The organism is Sphingomonas bacterium (assembly GCF_903643035.1).
Classification (GTDB): Bacteria; Pseudomonadota; Alphaproteobacteria; order Sphingomonadales; family Sphingomonadaceae; genus Sphingomonas.
Window position 1 is genome coordinate 33,995 of record NZ_CAHJWW010000001.1, and the last position, 20,142, is coordinate 54,136.

The window sequence follows — 20,142 nt, forward strand, 5'->3', positions numbered from 1 at the left end:
TTACCGCAATCGGCGGGGTGCTCAAGGGCTACGACCGACACCTAGAGCTGCGGCGACGGTCAGACAACCTTTTGACGCTTGTCACCCGGGATAAGGCGACACGTGCGCATGACCGTGATGATGATGTGGGGCCGGCTCGGCGTGCTTATCATTTGCCTCGACGCCGATTAAATTGACCGCACCGAAGCGGACGCCTCGTTCGGCGATTACCTGATCGGCGAAAGCTTCGACGGCCGCCGCGGGACCCCGCAGCATGACCGTTTCGAGCGATGATTCATGATCGAGGATGACATGCGTCGTAGCGGCCACCAGCTCATGATGGTCGTGCTGCAGATCGAGGAGCCGCTGGGCAAGCGCGCGGGTTCGGTGATCGTAGACGTAGCTGAGGCTGGCGACGCACATTCCCCCTCGACCTGCGCCCAGCCGCTCACTGTCGACGAGCTGGCGAACGAGGTCGCGGACCGCTTCCGAACGACTGGCATAACTTCGCGCGGCAACGATCGCGTCGAAACTCGTCGCCAAATCATCGTCGAGCGAAATCGTGACGCGCTGCATCGGCAAATCTCCAATGGCCTCATACCGGTCTAACGCGTCTGTCGCGGTTCAACATAGATTCATCGGTGCATTGCCGGAATCGCGCAACCGGCCGACCGGTCATTCCGTATTCACTTTCGACAAAGACTTCATATCGGGGTGGCTCATGCGCTGGCAACAAGGTGGGATGAGCATTGTGCTGCTGGCGCTGACTCTGCCCAGCAAGGTGCACGCCACAGGTACGCCTTCGGTTTCCGACGCGACCGTCGACGCCTCCAAGCAGCCCGCCGACATCATCGTCACCGGGCGCGCGGCAAATTTGATCGGCATCGCCGATTCAGCGTCGGAGGGGCAGATCGGCAAGGTCGACCTCGAGAACCGCCCGATCCAGCGCATCGGCGAGCTGCTCGAGGTCATCCCTGGCCTCATCGCGACCCAGCATTCAGGCGGTGGCAAGGCCAACCAGTATTTCCTGCGCGGCTTCAACCTCGACCATGGCACCGACTTCGCGACGTTCATCGACGGCGTGCCGATCAACCTGCGGACCCACGCCCACGGCCAAGGGTACAGCGACCTCAACTTCATCGTGCCCGAATTCGTCGACTCGATCGATTACGCCAAAGGGCCGTATCGCGCCGACGTCGGCGACTTCGGCACCGCCGGGTCGGCCAAATTCCACACGATCGATACCGCGACGCCGTTCATTACCGGCACGATTGGTACGAGCGACTATTACCGCCTCGTCGCTGGCGGGCCGCGCAAGCTCGGCGCGGGCGACCTCTTTCTCGGCGGCGAGATCCGCTACGACAATGGCCCGTTCAAGATCCCCGGCGACCTTCGCTTATTCAATGCCCTCGTCAAGTGGACCGGACCGGTCGGCGACGGCACGCTGCGGACGAGCCTGCAGGGCTATCACGTCGACTTTCGCTCGGCCGAGCAGGTGCCGCAGCGGGCGATCGATTCGGGGTTGATCGACCGCCTCGGCTATCTCGATCCCTATCTTGGCGGAGCGACAACGCGGATCCTCGCGTCGGCAAGCTGGACGCAGGATGGCGACTCGCCAATCACCGCGCTCGCCTACGCCAATTACTACAAGTTCAAGCTCGTCTCGAACTTCACCTACTTTCTCGACGATCCGGTCCACGGCGACGAGTTCGAGCAGCGTGACTCGCGCTTCGTCCTCGGCGGGCGGGTCGACAAGAAGTTTGCCTTCACCCTCGGCGTGCCCGTCGACCTGCTAGTCGGCGCCGACACTCGCGCCGACCTGATCGCGCCGGTCGGGCTGTATCACACCGAGTTTGGTCAGATCCGGTCGGTCATCCGACAGGACCGCGTCGACGAGGAGTCGGCGGGCGTGTTCGCCGAGGCGACGATCCACCTGTTCCCGACTGTCCGTGTCGTGCTCGGGCTGCGCGGCGATGGCTATGCCTTCGACGTCCGGTCGACCATCGCCGCCAACTCGGGCACCAGCACCGCGGGCATCGTCAGCCCAAAGGCGGCGATCGCATGGACCCCATTCCGCCAGATCGAGCTCTACGTTAATTACGGCGAGGGCTTCCATTCGAACGACGGCCGCGGGACCGCGATCACGATCGATCCGAACGACGGCGTCACCCCGGTCGACAAGGTGTCGGCACTGGTCAAAGCGCGCGGGTATGAGACGGGAGTTCGCGCGCGCCCGATCGACGGGCTGACGCTGACCGCAACGGCTTGGTGGCTCAACCTTAACTCCGAGCTCCAGTTCGAGGGCGATGCAGGCGAAACCGCCCCGGTCGGGCCGTCGAAGCGCCACGGCTACGAGCTTAGCGCCTTCTACCAGCCCGCCGCGTGGCTCACGGTCGACGGGCAATATTCACGGTCGTATGCACGCGAGACTGACTTGCCGCCGGGGGCTGACCATATCCCGAACGCGCTCGAGAGCGTCATTTCGGCAGGCGCGGTCGTTAAATACGCACGCGCCTCGGCGGCATTGCGCGTCCGCCACTTTGGACCGTATCCGATCATCGAGGACAACAGCGTTCGCGCCAAGCCGCTGACGGTGGTCAATGCCCGGCTCGGCTATGACTTCGGGCGGATCGAAATCGCCGCCGACCTGCTCAACGCCTTCGACGCCAAGGACAACGAGATCGAGTATTACTACACCTCGCGGCTGCCCGGTGAGCCGCTCGCCGGTGTCGACGACCGACACATCAAGCCGATCGAGCCGCGCCAGCTCAGGGTCTCGGCGACCGCGCGGTTCTAACTGTATGGCGCCACCGACCGCGGGGGTTTCGACCTACATCTTCATGCCATGCATTATCGATGGGGTGCCGGTTGTCACGTTGAGCACCGGCGCAGGCGACTTGACCGAGTGCCACGGCTGGCCGGCAGCGGGGATCATGTTCCACTCGTTGCTCCCGGATTCGCAGCGCTGGACGGTCGGGAAGTAGAGCGTCGCCGAGGCGTCGGGCAGCTTGAGCATGATTCCGAACTGGTCGAACTGGTCGGCGTCGAGGCGGCCGGTCCACGTGATCGCAGTGACGCGGTCGTGCACCGTGCCGCCGCTCTCGCTCGGGATCGGCGTGGCCAACGGTGCCTTCTCGACAGTCAGTGTCCACCCGGGCTTTGGCTGTGGTCGGGCGCTGGCGACTGCGGCGGGGATCTCGACGCGGATCGACACGGTCGGCGATCCCGCGCAGCCGTGGGATACGCGGAGGAAGCCGGCGTAGTAGCTGCCCGACGCTGCGCTCGGCTCGGCGAAGACGATATGGGCGTGGGCCGCGGTGGCGGCGGCAAGGCTCAGCGCGGCGACACCGCGCAGGGCAAGGCGAACAGTCATGATCGGTGCTTTCGAAAGGCAGTGGCGACCGCAGACAGTCGCCGCCGCGGGGTTCAGAACGTCACCTTCGCATCGGCGGCGAAGCTGCGCTGCGGGAAGGGGTGGAAAAGGAAGTATTTGTCATTGTTGACGTTGTCGATGCCGACCCCGATCTGGAGCCGGTCGGTCGCCTTGACCACCGCACGGAGGTCGACAACGAAGTATTTGTAGAAGCCCTGATAGGTGTTGCCGACGATGTCGCTGTTATCGAGCGACCCGTAATTGCGGCTGGCGTAGCGCGCCGCCGCCGTCAGCGCGACTCGCTCGGCCGGCCGCCACGTCCCGACCATCGTCGCCTTCCAGTGCGGCACGCTCGGCAGCAGCTTGCCGACCGCCGCCGGGAAGACTCTGTCCTTGCTCGTGATCGCGTCGGCGTAGGTGACGCTGCCCTGGATGTCGACGCGCGGCACAACGTCGGTCCGCGCCACCGCCAACTCGACGCCGCGCGCGCGGGTGCGGTCGACGTTCTGGACATAGGTGCCGACCTGAACCGGAGTGACGGCGAGCGGACCGGTCTGCGAGATCAGTGCGTCGTCGATCACCTCGTCGAACAGCGACAGGCGGATCGTTCCGTGGCGATCGTGCTGCTCGAGCGCGAGCTCGCCCGACCGCGCGCGTTCGGGGCGGAGGTTGGGGTTGGGCACCGACCCGATTGGGGTGGTGACGATCTGGTAGAGCTCGCCGACGGTCGGGAAGCGCCACGCCTGGCCGAACGACAGGCGCGCAGTCAAATGCGGGTTGATGTCGTAAGCGAGGGCCGCCTTGGGCGAGAACTTGTCGCTCGACAACCCTGGCTGGTTGACCTGGGCGATCAGCGGCGACTGCGAAAAGTTGATGCCGTCGTACGCTCGCCACCACTCGTAGCGGCCGCCTACCGTTAGCGTCAGCGCCGGGACGATGCGCCACGCCTCCTGCGCCCACAGCGCGAGCGTCCGCGTCTTGCCGCTGCCGACGAGGTTGAGCGATCCCTCGCCGCCGCTGACCCAATTGTCGGTATTGTAGCGGTTGCTGTCGAGTTCGTACCAGTCGGCGTGGGCGCCGAAGCTGATCGTGTGCGTCGCCGCCGCGTCGGAGCGCCACGCGCCCTTGGCGTCGAGCGTCTTCCAGCCCGTGCCGCGCAGATCGGTGATGAATCCGGCACCGCCGTTCGCGCCGGCGGGGAGCGCGGTGTTGGCGATCCGCTGCTCGTCCTTGGAAACGTCGTAGAGCGTGCCGATCACCTGCCAGTCGAAGCGTCCGCCGCTGCCGTTCAGCGACAGGTTGTGCGACCACTGGCGCTGATCAGTGTGGTAGACGTTGCCGGCAAAGGTGCTCGCGGCAAGGGTGTAGGCCCGGCCGTCGTTATTGATCGTACCGGCATAGACCGGCGCGCCGGTCGCCGGGTTCGTCAGGTAGCTTTCGACCGTCGCATTGGTGTCGTTGAGAAACAGGCTGCCGACATAGGTTAGCCGCAGGCCGGGGTTCAGGTCGAGCGCCGCCTTGAGCTTGAGCCGGTCCTGGACCTGATGCTCGAACGCGGTCGCGCCGAAGATGCGGATCGGCGCGCCAGCACGGTTGAGATCGTCGTAGCCGCCGGTCGTCGGCGTGCCGGTGGTGCCGGTCGCCGTCGGCTTTGATGCCGACGCGAAGCCGAGTGGTTGCGCCTTGCTGTCGACATGGTCGACGCTGGCGAACACCGCGAGCGGGCCGAAGCGGTCGCCGGCGGTGCCGCCGATCTGGTACGCCGGCAGGCTGCGGTGGGTGCCGTAGAGGTCGAACTGCTGGACGGTAATGCCAGAGTCGATCGTCGCCTCGAACGCGTCGGGCAGCCGCGTCGTGATGTTGACGACCGCACCGATCGAGTTGCCGGGATAGGCGGCGGAGAACGGCCCGTAAAGGACGTCGATCCGCGCGATTTCCTCGGTCGAGACGAGGTTCCAACGCGGACTGGCGCTTGTATTGTTGTTACCGACCAGCGCGGACAGGATCGCGCCGTCGGCATAGATCAGACTGCGAGCGCTGGCACCAAGGCCCGAGGTCCGCGTCGCCAGCGGTGCCTGGCTGTCGCCGATGTGGCGCTTACGGACGACGAGGCTGGGCAGATACTTGAGCGTGTCCTCGACGTTGCGCGCATTGATCGTCGTCGCGATCGTTGTTGCGTCGACCGACGCGCGCGAAGCCGGGGCGTTCTCGATCGTCTGCACCTTGCGCTGGGCGGTGATGAGGATGTCGTCGGCCGTGTCGACGACGGCGAGATCGGCGCTCGGCGCGGCGACGTCCGCGGCGACGGCGGGGGCCAACGGTATCAGCGTGGCGGTAAGCAGCAGAGCGGCGCGACAGCGCGCCGCCGCCAGCCCGGGGGGCTGGCGTAGGGAGATTGAAAGCATGACACAATCCTGATCGGGGACGCGCGGCGGCAACCGCTGGCGTCGAGTGTGGGAAGGGCGATCAGGCGGTGGCGGGCGGTCCCCTCAGCGGTGGACGGAGGTAGGCTGGTAGGGCACGCGGGCGCGGTGCGAGGACACGGAACACGGTCGCGACGATGAAGGCGACCGCCAACGCGAGGACGATCGGATCGGCCCCGGCGACAAACGGAGCGGCGAGGCCGGCGAAGCCGCACGGCATCTCTCCCTTGCCGTGCTCCCCAGTATCATGGTCGCCGCTGTCGTGGTCGGCCGCCCCCGCTATTCCGGGCATCGCCATCTTCATCGGCCCAGATCCCGAACACAGCGCGATGGTCACCGTGTTGCCGGCAAATATGGGCATATAGCCGGCGGGAACCGCGAACCGTACTAGCAGCGCGAGCGCGACCAGCAGGAGGGCCGGCCAGCGGTGGCGCAGGAGGTGATGGCGAAATGCGTTCACGACCGCCCCGCCTAGTCGGAGACGACGCGGATGTCACGGACGCCGAGGTCGCAGCGACCCACTCCGCCGGCGCCAAGGTACGATTGCCGTCTCGGCTGCCGAAGCCTGCGTCGCGACAGATGTATCGCAGGATTGCGACCAAGCTCTAACGGTCGCCTTCGGATGTTTGGGCCGGCCGAGACCTTTGCCTGCTCATCCCGCTAAGATGAACAAGTAGAAGGTTTCGAGACTCGCGGCCAAAGCCTCGAAGCTTGGATCTTGCTCATGGTCATCGATGACGTCTGAGGCGTTGCACCTCGTCATTTGCCGCATGCGAGCTCAGGCAGGGAGTAGCGAGTGTTTGTCACAAACCGACGATCTGTCAGCGATTTAAGGAATGCAGTGATCTGCGCCACCTGAGCATCGTAAAGATTGGCTGTGTGCGGATGCAGGCGAATGGCGTCGGCGATCGTCTTCGCCGAGCCATCGTGAAAATAGGGGCCTGTCAGTTCCACGTTGCGTAGGCTGGGACTCCGGAAACGACCTATGTCTTTCGTCCGCCGCGTGATTTCGCCCAAACCCGCATCGGAACCCGGCGTCGACCCCATCCGATGAAATTTCTGGTCAGTGAGCAGCGGCCCGGAATGACATGATCGGCAGTCGCTATCGAACAGCTTGCTGCCGGCCACCGCCTCGGCCGACATCGCCGACAGATCGCCGCGAGCATAGGCATCATAAGGAGTGTCGAACGAGACCAGCGTCCGCTCGAACGCCGCCAGCGCTTTGGCGACGTGCGCGAAGTCGATCGTGTCACTGCCCGGAAAGGCCCTGGTGAACATCGCTGGATAACAGCTGTCCCTGCTCTGGCGACGGGCGATCTCGGCTTCCTCGCCAGCCATGCCCATCTCGATCGGAGTCTTGCCGATTACCGGCACGGCAGCCTGGGTTTCGAGTGAGGTGATTCGGGAGTCGCCCCAGGTCAGCGACCGCAGCCACGCGACGTTCGCGAGCCCCGGGACGTTGCGGCGCCCGGGGTCGCCATGGACCCCCGCATGCGTCGCGTTGCCGTCGGCGAACGCGCGGTGCTGTTCATGGCAGGTCGCGCACGCCATGGTGCCGTCGATCAACAGGTCGGCGTCGTAGAACAGCCGCCGGCCGAGCTCGACCTTCGCCACCGACATCGGATTGTCCGCGGGCACGCGCGGCGGGCGGAGCCCAACTGGCGATCCCCACTCCCATGGCGGCGCCGCGGCCGTCAGGATCAGCGCGGCAATCGCCAGTCCGAGCCCGCGCAGCATCGCCGTCAGGGCAGCTTCGCGACCAGAACCGGAATGCGCGCCTCGCCGTTGCCGGCGATCTGCACGATGTACGACCCCGGCTGCAGCGCGAAATCGACCATCTTGCGGATGCCCGAGCAGTTCGGTCCATGGCCGTGCCCGTTCGACTCGAGCGAGGCCTTGTCCTTGATCAGATCGACCCAGGCGCCCGACCCGATCGCGACGCGATAGGTGCCGGCGGTGGCGATAACGAGCCCCGCCATGCCGCCATGGCTGACCGATCCGCCAGGATGCGACGGACGGACGACGTAGTGCACCGCCGGCGTGTCAGCGAGCGCAAGGTCGACCGCAGTGCCGGGTATGAGAGATGCCTGCCCGACCGACGCTTCATCTTTCGCGGCGGCCAGCGGTGTCTTGTTACCCCAGGCCGCGAGACCCGCCGGGATCGGCTCGGCATCCCTCGGGCAGACCGGCGTCGCCATCGCCATGTCCTGCGCCAGGGCAGGCACCGCGAGGCTGGCCAGCAACGGAAAAACGAGCATCTTCATCATCGGCCAATCCAATCCTGTTGCTATATTCGTCTATATACAGCTCGTAATATTCCGCCATATACAGCCCTCGGGTCGCAGGCGACAGCGAACCGGATGGGGGACACATGCGTCACTTTCTGCTTGCGACCGTGGCCGCGCTATTGCCCGCGGCGGCTCTCGCGCAGATCGCGGCACCCACAGTCGCGGCGACGCCGGTCACCGATGACAGCGCGTTCGGGCTAGGCCAGATCGTTGTGACCGGCCATCGCGCCGAGGGCGTGTTGATCGGCGGCGACACGATCGGACAGGAGGCGATCTACAGCTTCAATCGGCTCAGCCTCGACGATGCGGCGAGCCTCATCCCCGGCGTAACGTCGGGAAACAGCGGCGGGTCGCGCAACGAGCGGCTGATCTTCGTGCGCGGCTTCAACCGCTTCCAGGTGCCGCTGACGATCGACGGCATCCGCGTCTATCTTCCCGCCGACAACCGGCTCGACTATGGCCGCTTTCTGACGCCCGACATCGCCGAAATTCAGGTCGCCAAGGGTTATGTCTCGGTCCTCAACGGCCCCGACGGCATGGGCGGCGCCATCAACCTTGTCACGCGCAAGCCGACGAAAGAGCTGGAGGTGGAGGCACGCGGCACATTGAGCCTCGGCCACGGTGCTGAATATGCCGGCTACAACGTCTTCGGGCTGGTCGGCACCAAGCACGACCGCTGGTACGCACAGGCGAGCTATGCACGCAATTTCCAGGACCACTGGGACCTTGCCAGTGGCTTCCAGCCGACGGCGATCGAGAATGGCGGCCACCGCGACCTGTCGCGAACCGAGGACTGGCGGGTCAACGGCAAGATTGGCTTCACACCCAATGCTACCGACGAATATTCGTTGAGCTACACCCGGCAGGAGGGTGCCAAGCTCGCGCCGCTGCACATTACCGATCCGATCGCGGCGCAGCGATACTGGACCTGGCCCGCATGGAACCTCGACAGCCTGTATTTCCTGTCGACTACCGCGCTCGGCGACGTCGCGACGCTCAAGACGCGGCTGTACCGCAACACCTTCTACAATCTGCTGCGTTCGTTCAGCACCGCGGCCGAGACGACCCAGGTCACCCCGAAGGCGTTTAACAGCCCGTATGACGACAAGGCCTATGGCGGCTCGATCGAGCTTGGGCTCGACGTCGCGACGACCGACCACTTCACCTTTGCCGCGCAATATCGTCGCGACGAGCACAACGAGGCGCAGCAGAGCTTCTCGGCGACGACGCTGCCCAATGGCACCACCGAGCCGAACCAGCGCGACTCCGAGGATACCTACAGCCTTGCCGCCGAAAACACGCTGACGCTGGCCCACGGCGTCGTCTTCACCGCAGGCGTCGGCTACGACTGGCGCAACCTGATCGTGGCGCAAGAGTTTGGTGCGCCGCTCGGTACAAATCCCAGCACCACACCAAACCAGCTGTATTCCTATCCGCTGCGCAACAGCAGTGCCTGGAGCGCACAGGGCCAGCTCGCCTGGGCGATCGACGACGCCACCAGCTTGCACGCCAGCATTTCTTCGCGCGCGCGCTTCCCGACGATCTTCGAGCGCTTCAGCCAGCGCTTCGGTACCTCGATCCCCAATCCCGACCTGCGCCCCGAACGCGCCACCAATTATGAGATCGGCGGCAGCCACGTCTTTGGCCCGCTGCACGCCGAGGGAGCGGTGTTCTACAGCCACATCGACAACGCGATCGTTTCATACCCGACGCTGGCTTACAGCTGCACTGCCAGCGTCGCCCCGCCAGCCACCGGTGCATGCCCGCAAGTCAGCCTGGTCCAAAGCCGTAACCTCGGTAGCGGCAATTATTATGGCGGCGAGATATTGCTTGCAGTGCAGCTCAGCCCCAACGTGTCATTGGGCGGCAACTACACCTACACCCACCGCAGCCTCCGCGACCCGTCGAGTACCGCGTTCCGCCCGACCGATGTGCCGACGCACAAGGCGTTTCTCTATGCCGACGTAACACCCGTCCACCGCGTCCACGTTATCCCCAGTCTCGAGATCGCCTCCGACCGCTGGACGGTCACCGACATCGCGCCGATCACTTATTATCGCACCGGCTCCTACGTGAACGGCGCGCTCCGGGTCGACTTCGACGTGCTCGCCAACGTCACTGTCGGCATCGGCGCCCGAAACCTGTTCGACGCCAATTACGTTCTCGTCGACGGCTTCCCCGAGCCCGGCCGCAGCTTCTTCGCGAGCATTCGCGCCAAAATTTGAGAGTCGGCGGTACTAACAGCTAGGGCGTTCGATGGGCCGCAAGATCCGGATCGAGATGGGAGGCCTGCGCTACGGGCGCCTGGTCGGCATCGAGTTCTCGCACAGCGTCGGTGGCCACGCCCATTGGCGGTTCGCCTGCGACTGCGGCAACGAGACCGTCGCTGGCGGGACTGCCGTGCGCTCCGGTACCACCGCCAGTTGCGGCTGCCTCCACCGCGAAATCTCGGCGGCGCGGCTGCTCAAGCACGGCCATCGTGCCGCCAAGCGGCATGAGCCAACTTATCGTGCGTGGCAGGAGATCAACACGATCTGCAGCAACCCCGGCTCAGCGCGATATCGCGATTTCGGGGCGCGCGGCATCCGGGTCTGCCCGGCGTGGAAGACGGACTTCGAAACCTTCCTCGCCGACATGGGCGAACGCCCGCCGCTGCACGTGCTCGTTCGCCTCGACCTTGCCCGTGACTTCGAAGCCGCCAACTGCCGATGGACCACGGTCAGGGACCGGTCGCAGCGTGCGATTGAATGCGCCAACCGTCGCCGGAAGCGCCGCGCCGTGGATGCGGCACCATTGGCTCCTCCAAGTCCGGAAGTGATGATATAGGCGCGCCAGAGGAGACCGACATGAGGATCAGTGCGCGCAATCAGATCAGGGGGAGGGTCATCTCGGTGACGCCCGGCGCGGTCAATGCCACGGTCAAGATCGACATTGGCGGCGGCAATGTTGTCACCTCGAGCATCACCGAGGAAGCGGTCGCCGACCTCGGCCTCGCCGAAGGCGACGACGTTACCGTCATCGTCAAGGCCAGTGACGTCCTGATCGGCAAGTAAGTGGTCCCGCGGATCGGCTCCTTGAAGCTGAAACCGCAGCTGTTTTGCGGTGTCGAACGCGCCATGGGACCAGGCAGAGCCGATCTGCTCGACGCCATCTCCGCGCACGGTTCGATCTCCGCCGCCGGCCGGGCGCTCGGCATGAGCTATCGCTACACGTGGCTTCAGGTCGACGGGATGAACCGTTGCTTCGACGAGAAGCTGGTCGAAGCAACGGCAGGCGGGCGCGGCGGCGGAGCGGTCGTCACCGATCACGGTAGACTGGTATTGGAGGCCTATCGCGAACTCGAAGCGGCATTGATAAAAGCCGCGCGCGATCATCCACGACTGGTGGAACTCGAGACGCTGATGCGTGACGTACCGCTAAACCACGGCGGAGGGAGTCGCTGAGGCAGCATCTCGTTTGTCTGTTGCGGGCGCGGCGATCGACGGCACCGCGCTAGCGGTAACGGCGGCCGACGACGACAAGACCGCCGACTACGTCCGCGTCTCCCGAACGCTGGTGTCCGGACGGCAAGCGTCGGTCTATGTTCGACCGACGCGGCAGCTGGCGGAGCCAACGTTGACGCGGCGGCGAGCGCGGTCGACACTCGCGCGTAGGCTCTGACGGTCGGGCTCAAGGAGCGGCGATGACGACGGCGATGACCGAGGCTTGGGACCAGCGCGACGCGGGCACGATGCGCGCCCTGCTCGACGTCCAGCGCGCAACGTTCGTTCGCGAGCTCCCGGTGCCGGCGGCGGTCCGCATCGACCGGCTGCGCCGCGCCGAGACGTTGCTGATCGACCACCAAGACGCGCTGGTCGCCGCGATCTCCGAGGACTTCGGCCATCGTTCGACCGAGATGTCGCTGATGACCGACATCATGTCGTCGGTGAAGCCGCTGCGCCACGCGATCAAGCATCTTGCCGGCTGGATGAAGCCCGAGCGGCGGAGCCTCGACTTCCCGCTCGGTCTGCTCGGCGCGCGGGCGCGGGTCGAGTTTCAGCCGAAGGGCGTCGTCGGCATCATTTCGCCGTGGAATTTTCCGGTCAACCTGACCTTCGGGCCGCTGGCCGGGGTGTTGGCCGCCGGTAACCGTGCGATGATCAAGCCGTCGGAGTACACCCCGGTGACCTCCGCGCTGATGGCGTCGCTGATCGCCGCCGCCTTCGATCCCGCCGAAGTGACGGTCGTCACCGGCGGCCCGGCGGCGGGCAAGGCGTTCGCCGAACTGCCGTTCGACCACCTCGTCTTCACCGGCGGAACCGCGGTCGGGAAGCACGTCATGGCGGCGGCGGCCGCGAACCTCGTGCCATTGACGCTCGAGCTGGGAGGCAAGTCGCCGACGATCGTCTCGCGATCGGCTGACATCGCGCGCGCGACCGACCGGATCGCGATGGGCAAGATGATGAACGCCGGCCAGATCTGCCTCGCGCCCGACTATCTCCTCGTGCCGCGCGAGCGCGAGGACGCGGTCGTCGCCGGTCTCCAGAACGCGGTGGCGGCGATGTACCCGACGCTGCTCGCCAACCCCGATTACACGTCGGTGCTCGGCGCGCGCCACCGGGAGCGGCTCGAGGCGCATGTCGCCGACGCCCGCGCCAAGGGGGCTGAGGTCATCGTCGTCAACCCCGGCAATGAGGACTTCGCGACCCAGAACGGCAACAAGATGCCGCTCCACATCCTACGCCGCGTCGACGACAGTATGACCGTGATGCAGGAGGAAATCTTCGGCCCGCTGCTTCCGGTCGTGCCATACGATACGGTCGACGACGCGATCGACCGGATCAACCGCCGCGATCGGCCGCTCGGCCTCTACTGGTTTGGCGACGACGCGGAGGAACAGCGACGCGTGCTTGACCGGACGATCTCGGGCGGGGTGACGATCAACGATGTCGTGTTTCACGTCTCTGCCGAGAATCTGCCGTTCGGCGGTGTCGGCCCGGCCGGGATGGGCAGCTATCACGGGCTCGACGGCTTCCGCGCGTTCAGCCACGCCAAGGCGGTGTATTCCCAGCCAAAGATCGACCTCGCCAGGCTCGCCGGGTTCAAGCCGCCCTACGGCGACAAGACGCGCAAGGCCTTTGCGCGCGAGCTCAAGCGCACAGCCGCATAAGCCAGAAATCTAATCGGCGCGCGCCTTTGGGCATCACGATGCGCGTCCAGAATGAACGAGAGCCGCCGCTACCCGAGGCGCCGCGTGAGCCGCTCCTGGAGTAATGACCAGCGCCGTGGCTGTCGTCGCTTGACGGCAATCGCGAGCGCTTTCTTCGGACCGACGAGGACGAGGAGCTGCTTGGCCCGGGTGACGGCGGTGTAGATCAGCTCGCGGCCAAGCATCGTGTAGGCCTGCATTGTAAGAGGGAGCACGACGACGGGGTATTCTGACCCCTGCGACTTGTGGATCGTGGTGGCGTAGGCCAGCTGGACGGCATCGAGCTCGCCGAAATCGAACACCGCTTCGGTCTGGCCGAACATCGCGGTCAGTTCGCCGTCGACGTGGTCGACAGCGGTGACCACTTCAAGGTCGCCATTGTAGAGGTCGCGCTCTCGGTCGTTGATGATGTGCATGATCTTGTCGCCGGGCCCGTAGCTCTGCCCGAATTTTTCGATCGCGGTATCGGTCGGCGGATTGAGCCGGGTCTGGAGGAGAATGTTGAGCGCGCGCGCGCCGGCACCGCCGCGCTGCATCGGGCTGAGGACCTGAATGTCGCGCGCTGGATCGAACCCGAACCGCCGTGGGATATGGCGTGCGACGAGATCGACAACGCGATCTGCAACATCGCCCGGATCGGTCGCATCGACGTAGAAGAAGTCGCCCTCGTCGCGCGCCGAGAGGTCGGGCATCGCGCCCTCGTTGATCCGGTGGGCGTTTATGATGATCTTGCTCGTCGCCGCCTGGCGGAACACTTCGGTCAGGCGGACGACGGGAACAGCGCCGCTGGCGATGATGTCTTTGAGCACCTGGCCAAGCCCGACCGAGGGCAGCTGGTCGACATCGCCGACCATCAGCAACGCGGCAGCGGGCGGCAACGCTTTAAGCATCGCGTTCATCAGCGGCACGTCGACCATGCTGGTCTCGTCGACGACGAGCAGGTCGCACTCGAGCGGGTTGTCGGCGTTGCGCTTGAACCCGCCCTCATTCGGATCGGTCTCCAGCAGCCGGTGGAGCGTCATGGCACCGAGACCGGTAGACTCGGCCAGCCGCTTGGCCGCGCGCCCGGTCGGCGCGGCGAGCGCGATAGCCAGCTTCTTCGCCGCAAGGACCTTGAGGATCGAGTTGACCAACGCCGTCTTGCCGACACCAGGACCACCGGTAATGACACAGACCTTCGACACCAGGGCGAGCCGCAGCGCTTCATCCTGGCTCGGCGACAGCTTGGCCTCGGTGCATTATTGGGACACAGATTCACGGTAGGGGCGCAGCGTTCGGGCGACTCAGTTTGCCGATGATATCCCGCTCGAAGCAGACGATATCGCGCCGTCCCTCAATCAGCTCTGCGGCAGAGAGGTCCGCGGCGACAGCGCCATCGGTGAGCAGTATGCCGTGGTCGCACAGCATCGCCCAGCTGGCGAGATCGTGCAGAGCGGTGATCAACGTTAGGCCCTTTGCGACCAAGCCCGACAAGGCTGTCTTCAGGTCGTAGGCGCACACCGGATCGAGCCAGTTGAATGGTTCGTCCAAGATGACGGCCTGCCGAGGAGCTGAAGCAACGAACGCTGCATAGATCGCGATTCGCTGACGGTTTCCGCTCGACAGCGTGCTCATTCGCCGATCAAGCAGCGCCGCGATGCCGAGTGCTGCGCGAAGCGGAGCGAGATCACGGTCTTGATCCAGATGATGTTGCCTCCCCGCGAGCAGGCTCAACAGTTGGCCAGGAACCAAGCCGCCAGGCAGCAGCGCCGCCTCCGAAGCAAACCCGATTACTCGTGCTCGCGATGCGCGATCGCTCGTGACGTCAACGCCATTGATGGCAATGCCGCCGCTGGCGACCTCGATCCGACCCGCCACCGCCCGGAGCAACGAAGTCTTGCCGCTCCCGTTCGCACCAACAATTCCGAGCCATTCCCCAGGGCGAGCTTCGAGTGTGACGCCGCGGATGGCAAGCGACCTGCCTCGAACCACATCGACGCCTCGGACGTCGATCCGCACCGTCAAGGCACCGCCCACGTGGCAGCGCGGGCAGCCCGGTAGAGGTACGTGAGCCGGAGCACCAACCATCCAGCAGCCAGCGGCGGGAACGCCGAACCGAGCAGGGCGGTTGCGGACAGGTCCAGCTGGATCGCCAAGTTGGCCGCACGGCGCGATCGCGTTCGATAATACCATACCCTAGCGACGGCCACGCTGGCGAAAGCGAGCGCGACTATAAGGATGACAAGCAAATCCCCGCTCGGCATTCGGGTCAGTGCCAACTCGGCCAGAGTGACGACCACGCAGAAAATGCCGGCCACGATAAGATGATCGCCCGCACTGATCAGCGGGCCACGGCCGGTGAAAGCCGTAAACCGGACAAGTTGATCATCGACCCGCGTCAGGAGGAGCAGGGCGCCGAGTGCGGGGACGCCCAGTGCAACGACCCCGGCGATGTTGCCAGCGGTCCGCGCTATTACCGCTGCGAATACGGCCACGGCGAGCGCGAGAACGCTGGGAACGACGAAAATCGTCGATGTCTTCGCGGGCATCATCGTCTGGTGCCCGGCGATAATGACGGCGAGATGGGGAGACCAAACCGAAGTGCCGGTCGTATTATGCCGCTGCGCCTCCGTCGCATGCACGCGCCTCGTCCGAAAAAGCCGACCGATTGCTGTTGTTGCACCGGGTATGACGGCACCGAAGAACAGCGCTGCTGCCACCGCCAACGGCCAGAGGGAAGGCGCTCGGCCATCCCACTCGACGACGCTGGCAACGAGGAGACTGGCGATCAAGACCGGAGTCAGGGCGACCGCCTTATAGGTCAGTCGGGTCGGGGGATCGAGCGCGTCGGCACACAAGGCCGATCCATCGACGAAATCCCGAAGCCGGCTGCTCGCGGCCTGCATAGTGCCGGCCGCCGCGACTGCCATGATGACGAGTATGGAACCGGGCACCCAGTTCGGCCAGGTCGGCGCATTCACAGGGTGCGAGTTGATTAGCCAGCCAAGTCCGATCGCGGCAAATGTACCCAGAAGCAGGCGATCCCGCCATGAACCGAGCACATCCGCAAGGCCGTTCTGGATCAGCAGCAGGTCATGGCATAGCAACCGAGTTGTCGTCATATGGCGGCGACGGACCCCGACCGGTGCGACGCGACGATCCTCGATACCGTCGGCTGACTGACGTCATAGAGCCGCGCCATCTCGGCCGCCGATTTTCGGCCCGAAATCACGCTGTCGGCGATTTCAGCGCGCTTCGCTTCATCGAGTTTGCGCCGCCGCCCGCCGATCCGCCCTTCGGCCCTTGCTTGGGCAAGCCCTGCGCTGGTTCGCTCGCGGATCATTGCCCGCTCGAACTCAGCAAAGCTGCCGACCATCTGCATCATCATGCGGCCAGCAGGCGTGGTCGTGTCGATGGCCTCGGTCAGCGACCGGAACCCCGCACCCGCCGCCTCGATGCGCTCGATCAGGTGCAGGAGATCCTGCAGCGAACGCGTCAGCCGGTCGAGCTTCCAGACGACAACGGTGTCGCCGGGCCGAAGCTGGCGGAGCATGTCGTGAAGGACCGGCCGATCCCATCGCCCGCCGGACGCTGCTTCTTCAAACACACGCTGGCACCCGGCGACGGCAAGCGACCGCGCCTGCGCCGCGTTCGACTGTTCGTCACCCTTTGACACCCGGGCGTAGCCGATCAGGTAGGATTCGACGGTCACGGAAGCCTTTCACAAACGAGCGTCTGCGGAAGCCCCGCGGACCGAGGTCGCCGCAAGAGCGCGAGAACCTTTCACAATCCTCTTTCATGACGGTAGCGTAAGGCAAGAGGTTTTTGTTGGAGGTTGCCGATGCCGGCGCGTGTCCCGATGACCGAGCGCCAGCGTGGTGCGCTGCTGGCACTGCCGGCGAACGAAGATGAGGTCGTGCGCTACCATTCCCTCGGATCCGACGATCTCGCCGCGATTGCCGAAGCGCGGACCCCGGAGACTCGGCTCGGCTATGCGCTGCAGCTCTGCTGTCTGCGTTATCCCGGGCGGCACCTTCGCTACGGCGAGACACTGCCAGCGATCATGCTCGACCACATCACCGAGCAGATCGGCGTTGATGCCGATATCCTCGCCGCGTTCGCCCGGCGTGGACCGACGCGGTACGAGCAGCTCGCGCTGATCAAGCGGCGGCACGGCTTTCGCGAGCTGACACATCCGCTTCGGAAAGAGATCGCCAGCGGTCTGGTCGACGCCGCCATCGGCTTGGTCGACGGTCGCATCCTGATCGAACGCCTGATCGAAAGGCTGCGGGCTGAGCGCATCGTCATTCCCGGCGTCACGGTCGTCGAGCGCATGGCCGCCGAGGCGATGCACGCGGCCGACCGGCAAGTGATCGCCGACGTCGATCGACTGCTCTCTCCCCACCACCGGGAGCGCTTCGACGCGCTGCTGTCGGACAAGGAGCATTCGCGCAAAAGCCGCCTGTCGTGGCTCCGCGAGCCGGCGACGCGGGTCGGCAGCCGCTCGCTGGCCGACATCCTCGACAAGCTTGAACTGATGCGCGCGACCGGTGCCGTCGCGCTGACGGTGCCGGCGGCCTATCATCCCCGGCTTGCCCAGATGGCGCGGGAAGGTGTCCGCTACACCGCCCAGGCATTCCAGCAGATGGCCGCATCCCGGCGCTACGCGACCCTGATCGCCACCGTGCGGGAACTCGAAGCGACATTGACCGATGCCGCCATTGCCATGTTCTGGTCACTCGTCGCGCGCGCCAATCTGCGGGCGCGCAAGCGGCTCGAGGCGACGATCGCCGCGTCGGCCGACGGCGGCCGCGAACGCCTGCTGCGGATCGCCGATGTGCTCGAGACGCTCGCCAAGGCCGCCCGCAGCGGCGGCGACGTCGTTGCCGCCGTGACATCGGTCGCTGCGCTGGCGACCATCGAAGCGGACGCCGCCCTCATCCGGCGGACGACCAAAGCCGGGCGGGTCGACGTCATCGGCGAGCTCGCGCCGGAGTACCGCGTGTTCAAGCTGATCGGCAGTCGCTTTCTCGCCAGCTTCACCTTCGAGGGCCGGGCCTCGACCGCACCGCTCCGCGCCGCGCTTGACGTGCTGGTCGCGCTCGGCGGCGATCGGCGTAAGACATTGCCGACGACGCTCCCGCTCGGCCATATCCAGCGGCGCTGGCATCGGCACGTCGTCAGCCGCGAAGGGGTCGACCGGACCTACTGGGAGCTGGCTACGTATTTTGCGCTCGCCGACGCGTTGGCTGCCGGTGACATCTGGGTGCCGACGTCGCGCCTGCACCGCTCGCTCGATGCGCTGATCACCGCGCCGGCATCTGCGCTGCCGGCGCGTGTCCCAGTTGCGCCGAGCCCTTCTGCGGACGAGTGGCTCGCCACCGCGTCGGCCAAGCTCGACGCCGGGCTGCTCGACCTCGCGCGAGGACTGTCGCGGAAGGGGAGCGAGCTGTTCGCCGGCGACAAGCTGCGCTTCCCCAAGGAGATCCGTGAAGTTGACGATGATCGCGCCAAGCAGCTCGCCCTTCGCTCCTATGGCCTCATGCCGACGATGCGGATCACCGATGTGCTATCGAGTGTCAGCCGTTGGACGGGGTTCATCGACAACTTCGGGCACGTCTCGACCGGGCTTCCGCCAACAGAGGAACGGACTTTCCTCGCCGCGCTGATCGCCGAGGCGACCAACCTGGGGCTGTCGCGCATGGCAGAGGTATGCGACGCGGGCTCGCGACGCGCGCTCCTCAGAATGCAGACGTGGCATATGCGCGAGGAGACGTTCCGCGCGGCGCTCGGCTGTCTGACCGACGCGATCCACGCCGAGCCGCTCGCCGAATGGTTCGGTGCGGCTGTCCGCGCTTCGGGTGACGGTCAGGCGTTCAACCTTGGCGGACCTGGTGAAGCCGGCGGCCAGGTCAACGCGCACTATGGCCGCGACCCAATCGTCAAAATCTACACGACGATCACCGATCGCTATGCGCCGCTGCATCAGACGGTGATTGCCGGCACTGCCGGCGAGGCGGTCCACACCCTCGATGGCCTGCTCGGCCACGACAGCAGCGTCGATATCCGCGCGCTCTCCGTCGACGGCGGCGGTGTCTCCGATATCATCTTCGCGGTCATGCACCTGCTCGGCATCGCGTTCGAGCCGCGCATCCCGCGCCTGTCGGATCGCCGCCTCTACGCATTCGAGCCCCGCGCCCGCTACGGGCGGCTCGCCCCGCTGTTCGGTCAGCGGCTCGATACCGGCGTGATCCGCACACATTGGGATGAGATCGGTCCGATCGTCACGGCAATGCGAAGCCGGACCGTCACGCCTTCGGTGATCCTCAAGAAGCTGTCTGCTTACCGGCAGCAGAACGGAGTCGCTGCCGCCCTCCGCGAGATCGGCCGTGTCGAGCGGACCTTGTTCACCCTGCGATGGTTCAACGACCCCGCGCTGCGCCGTCTCGTAACCGGCGAACTCAACAAGGGAGAGGCGCGTAACAGCCTCGCGCGGGCCGTCGCGTTCCACCGGCTCGGCCGCTTCCGCGATCGCGGGCACGAGAACCAGCAAACCCGCGCCGCCGCGCTCAACCTGGTCACCGCCGCCATCATCCTGTTCAACTGCCGCTACCTCGGCCGAGCGCTTGGCGAAATGCGGAGCCGCGGAGTCTTAATCGACGAGTCCTTGATCCCGCAGCTCTCACCGCTTGGCTGGGATCACATCAATCTGACCGGCGATTATGTCTGGTCAGACGCGATGGCCCTCGACAGCGATGGCTTCATGCCTCTCCGGCAAGCCGTGAATTAACCAAATCGGCTTACCGTATATCTGTGTCCCAATAATGCACAGGGGCGTCGAAGGCTGCATCCAAGTGAATAGTCGAGCTGTTGCCGTAAATTGCTACCCGCTTAGTGAGCTGAATATGCGAT

At 65.5% G+C, this 20,142-nt stretch carries 17 protein-coding genes; 7 read left to right on the plus strand and 10 right to left on the minus strand.

Going from position 1 to position 20,142, the window contains the following annotated elements; all coding sequences use genetic code 11:
- Window positions 1-81: 81 nt before the first annotated feature.
- Entirely contained in the window at window positions 82-555 is a 474-nt protein-coding gene (nikR, locus tag HUV01_RS00140; protein WP_174296300.1) for a nickel-responsive transcriptional regulator NikR, read from the minus strand.
- 166 nt (window positions 556-721) lie between these two features.
- Here nikR and HUV01_RS00145 point away from each other — a divergent pair, with 166 nt between their 5' ends.
- Window positions 722-2,776, plus strand: coding sequence for a TonB-dependent receptor (locus tag HUV01_RS00145; RefSeq protein WP_174296301.1), 2,055 nt, complete (start codon window positions 722-724; stop codon window positions 2,774-2,776).
- A gap of 33 nt (window positions 2,777-2,809) precedes the next feature.
- On the opposite strand, the gene HUV01_RS00150 is transcribed toward HUV01_RS00145, so the two are convergent.
- From HUV01_RS00150 to HUV01_RS00170, 5 genes are all read right to left on the minus strand, one after another.
- Window positions 2,810-3,352, minus strand: a complete 543-nt coding sequence (locus tag HUV01_RS00150) for a YcnI family protein (protein ID WP_174296302.1) — start codon at window positions 3,350-3,352, stop codon at window positions 2,810-2,812.
- 53 nt (window positions 3,353-3,405) lie between these two features.
- Entirely contained in the window at window positions 3,406-5,757 is a 2,352-nt protein-coding gene (locus HUV01_RS00155) for a TonB-dependent receptor (RefSeq protein ID WP_174296303.1), read from the minus strand.
- 61 nt (window positions 5,758-5,818) lie between these two features.
- Complete coding sequence (locus HUV01_RS00160; protein ID WP_174296304.1) at window positions 5,819-6,235, minus strand: DUF2946 family protein; 417 nt, start codon at window positions 6,233-6,235, stop codon at window positions 5,819-5,821.
- A 299-nt stretch (window positions 6,236-6,534) separates the two neighbouring features.
- Window positions 6,535-7,512 carry a cytochrome-c peroxidase gene (locus HUV01_RS00165; protein ID WP_174296305.1) on the minus strand — a complete coding sequence of 326 codons (978 nt, stop codon included), beginning with the start codon at window positions 7,510-7,512 and terminating at the stop codon, window positions 6,535-6,537.
- 5 nt (window positions 7,513-7,517) lie between these two features.
- Window positions 7,518-8,018, minus strand: a complete 501-nt coding sequence (locus HUV01_RS00170; RefSeq protein WP_254606271.1) for a homogentisate 1,2-dioxygenase — start codon at window positions 8,016-8,018, stop codon at window positions 7,518-7,520.
- 128 nt (window positions 8,019-8,146) lie between these two features.
- Between HUV01_RS00170 and HUV01_RS00175 the strand changes: the two genes are divergently transcribed.
- The 5 genes from HUV01_RS00175 (at window position 8,147) to HUV01_RS00195 (ending at window position 13,212) form a co-directional block, all read left to right on the plus strand.
- A complete protein-coding gene (locus HUV01_RS00175; RefSeq protein WP_174296307.1) occupies window positions 8,147-10,288 on the plus strand; it encodes a TonB-dependent receptor plug domain-containing protein in 2,142 nt (713 codons plus the stop codon).
- A 31-nt stretch (window positions 10,289-10,319) separates the two neighbouring features.
- On the plus strand, window positions 10,320-10,889 hold the full coding sequence (locus tag HUV01_RS00180) for a hypothetical protein (RefSeq protein ID WP_174296308.1): 570 nt from the start codon (window positions 10,320-10,322) through the stop codon (window positions 10,887-10,889).
- Window positions 10,890-10,909: 20 nt separating this feature from the next.
- Window positions 10,910-11,116 (plus strand): TOBE domain-containing protein, encoded by a 207-nt coding sequence (locus tag HUV01_RS00185; RefSeq protein WP_174296309.1) that lies wholly within the window; start codon window positions 10,910-10,912, stop codon window positions 11,114-11,116.
- A gap of 63 nt (window positions 11,117-11,179) precedes the next feature.
- Window positions 11,180-11,506, plus strand: coding sequence for a winged helix-turn-helix domain-containing protein (locus tag HUV01_RS00190; protein WP_174296315.1), 327 nt, complete (start codon window positions 11,180-11,182; stop codon window positions 11,504-11,506).
- 239 nt (window positions 11,507-11,745) lie between these two features.
- Window positions 11,746-13,212 (plus strand): coniferyl aldehyde dehydrogenase, encoded by a 1,467-nt coding sequence (locus tag HUV01_RS00195; protein WP_438827129.1) that lies wholly within the window; start codon window positions 11,746-11,748, stop codon window positions 13,210-13,212.
- A gap of 68 nt (window positions 13,213-13,280) precedes the next feature.
- On the opposite strand, the gene recD2 is transcribed toward HUV01_RS00195, so the two are convergent.
- The 4 genes from recD2 to HUV01_RS00215 are packed head-to-tail and all read right to left on the minus strand — an operon-like array spanning window position 13,281 to window position 16,942.
- The gene (gene recD2, locus HUV01_RS00200; RefSeq protein ID WP_174296317.1) at window positions 13,281-14,474 is read right to left on the minus strand and encodes an SF1B family DNA helicase RecD2; all 1,194 of its coding nucleotides are present in this window, start codon (window positions 14,472-14,474) and stop codon (window positions 13,281-13,283) included.
- 31 nt (window positions 14,475-14,505) lie between these two features.
- Window positions 14,506-15,249: an ATP-binding cassette domain-containing protein gene (locus tag HUV01_RS00205; RefSeq protein ID WP_174296310.1), complete on the minus strand. Its 744-nt coding sequence runs from the start codon at window positions 15,247-15,249 to the stop codon at window positions 14,506-14,508.
- Window positions 15,250-15,251: 2 nt separating this feature from the next.
- Window positions 15,252-16,352: a hypothetical protein gene (locus HUV01_RS00210; protein WP_174296311.1), complete on the minus strand. Its 1,101-nt coding sequence runs from the start codon at window positions 16,350-16,352 to the stop codon at window positions 15,252-15,254.
- The gene (locus tag HUV01_RS00215; RefSeq protein ID WP_174296312.1) at window positions 16,349-16,942 is read right to left on the minus strand and encodes a recombinase family protein; all 594 of its coding nucleotides are present in this window, start codon (window positions 16,940-16,942) and stop codon (window positions 16,349-16,351) included. The genes HUV01_RS00210 and HUV01_RS00215 overlap by 4 nt, the downstream gene beginning before the upstream one ends.
- 147 nt (window positions 16,943-17,089) lie before the next feature.
- On the opposite strand from HUV01_RS00215, the gene HUV01_RS00220 reads away from it, so the two are divergent.
- Window positions 17,090-20,020: a Tn3 family transposase gene (locus HUV01_RS00220; RefSeq protein ID WP_174296313.1), complete on the plus strand. Its 2,931-nt coding sequence runs from the start codon at window positions 17,090-17,092 to the stop codon at window positions 20,018-20,020.
- Window positions 20,021-20,142: the final 122 nt, after the last annotated feature.

Coding starts and splice junctions, on each gene's coding strand:
- HUV01_RS00195 (WP_438827129.1), top strand. CDS start 11,746: ATGACGACGGCGATGACCGAGGCTTGGGACCAGCGCGACGCGGGCACG.
- HUV01_RS00220 (WP_174296313.1), top strand. CDS start 17,090: ATGACCGAGCGCCAGCGTGGTGCGCTGCTGGCACTGCCGGCGAACGAA.
- HUV01_RS00155 (WP_174296303.1), bottom strand. CDS start 5,757: ATGCTTTCAATCTCCCTACGCCAGCCCCCCGGGCTGGCGGCGGCGCGC.
- HUV01_RS00185 (WP_174296309.1), top strand. CDS start 10,910: ATGAGGATCAGTGCGCGCAATCAGATCAGGGGGAGGGTCATCTCGGTG.
- HUV01_RS00150 (WP_174296302.1), bottom strand. CDS start 3,352: ATGACTGTTCGCCTTGCCCTGCGCGGTGTCGCCGCGCTGAGCCTTGCC.
- HUV01_RS00165 (WP_174296305.1), bottom strand. CDS start 7,512: ATGCTGCGCGGGCTCGGACTGGCGATTGCCGCGCTGATCCTGACGGCC.
- HUV01_RS00145 (WP_174296301.1), top strand. CDS start 722: ATGAGCATTGTGCTGCTGGCGCTGACTCTGCCCAGCAAGGTGCACGCC.
- HUV01_RS00180 (WP_174296308.1), top strand. CDS start 10,320: ATGGGCCGCAAGATCCGGATCGAGATGGGAGGCCTGCGCTACGGGCGC.
- HUV01_RS00210 (WP_174296311.1), bottom strand. CDS start 16,352: ATGACGACAACTCGGTTGCTATGCCATGACCTGCTGCTGATCCAGAAC.
- nikR (WP_174296300.1), bottom strand. CDS start 555: ATGCAGCGCGTCACGATTTCGCTCGACGATGATTTGGCGACGAGTTTC.
- HUV01_RS00175 (WP_174296307.1), top strand. CDS start 8,147: ATGCGTCACTTTCTGCTTGCGACCGTGGCCGCGCTATTGCCCGCGGCG.
- HUV01_RS00190 (WP_174296315.1), top strand. CDS start 11,180: ATGGGACCAGGCAGAGCCGATCTGCTCGACGCCATCTCCGCGCACGGT.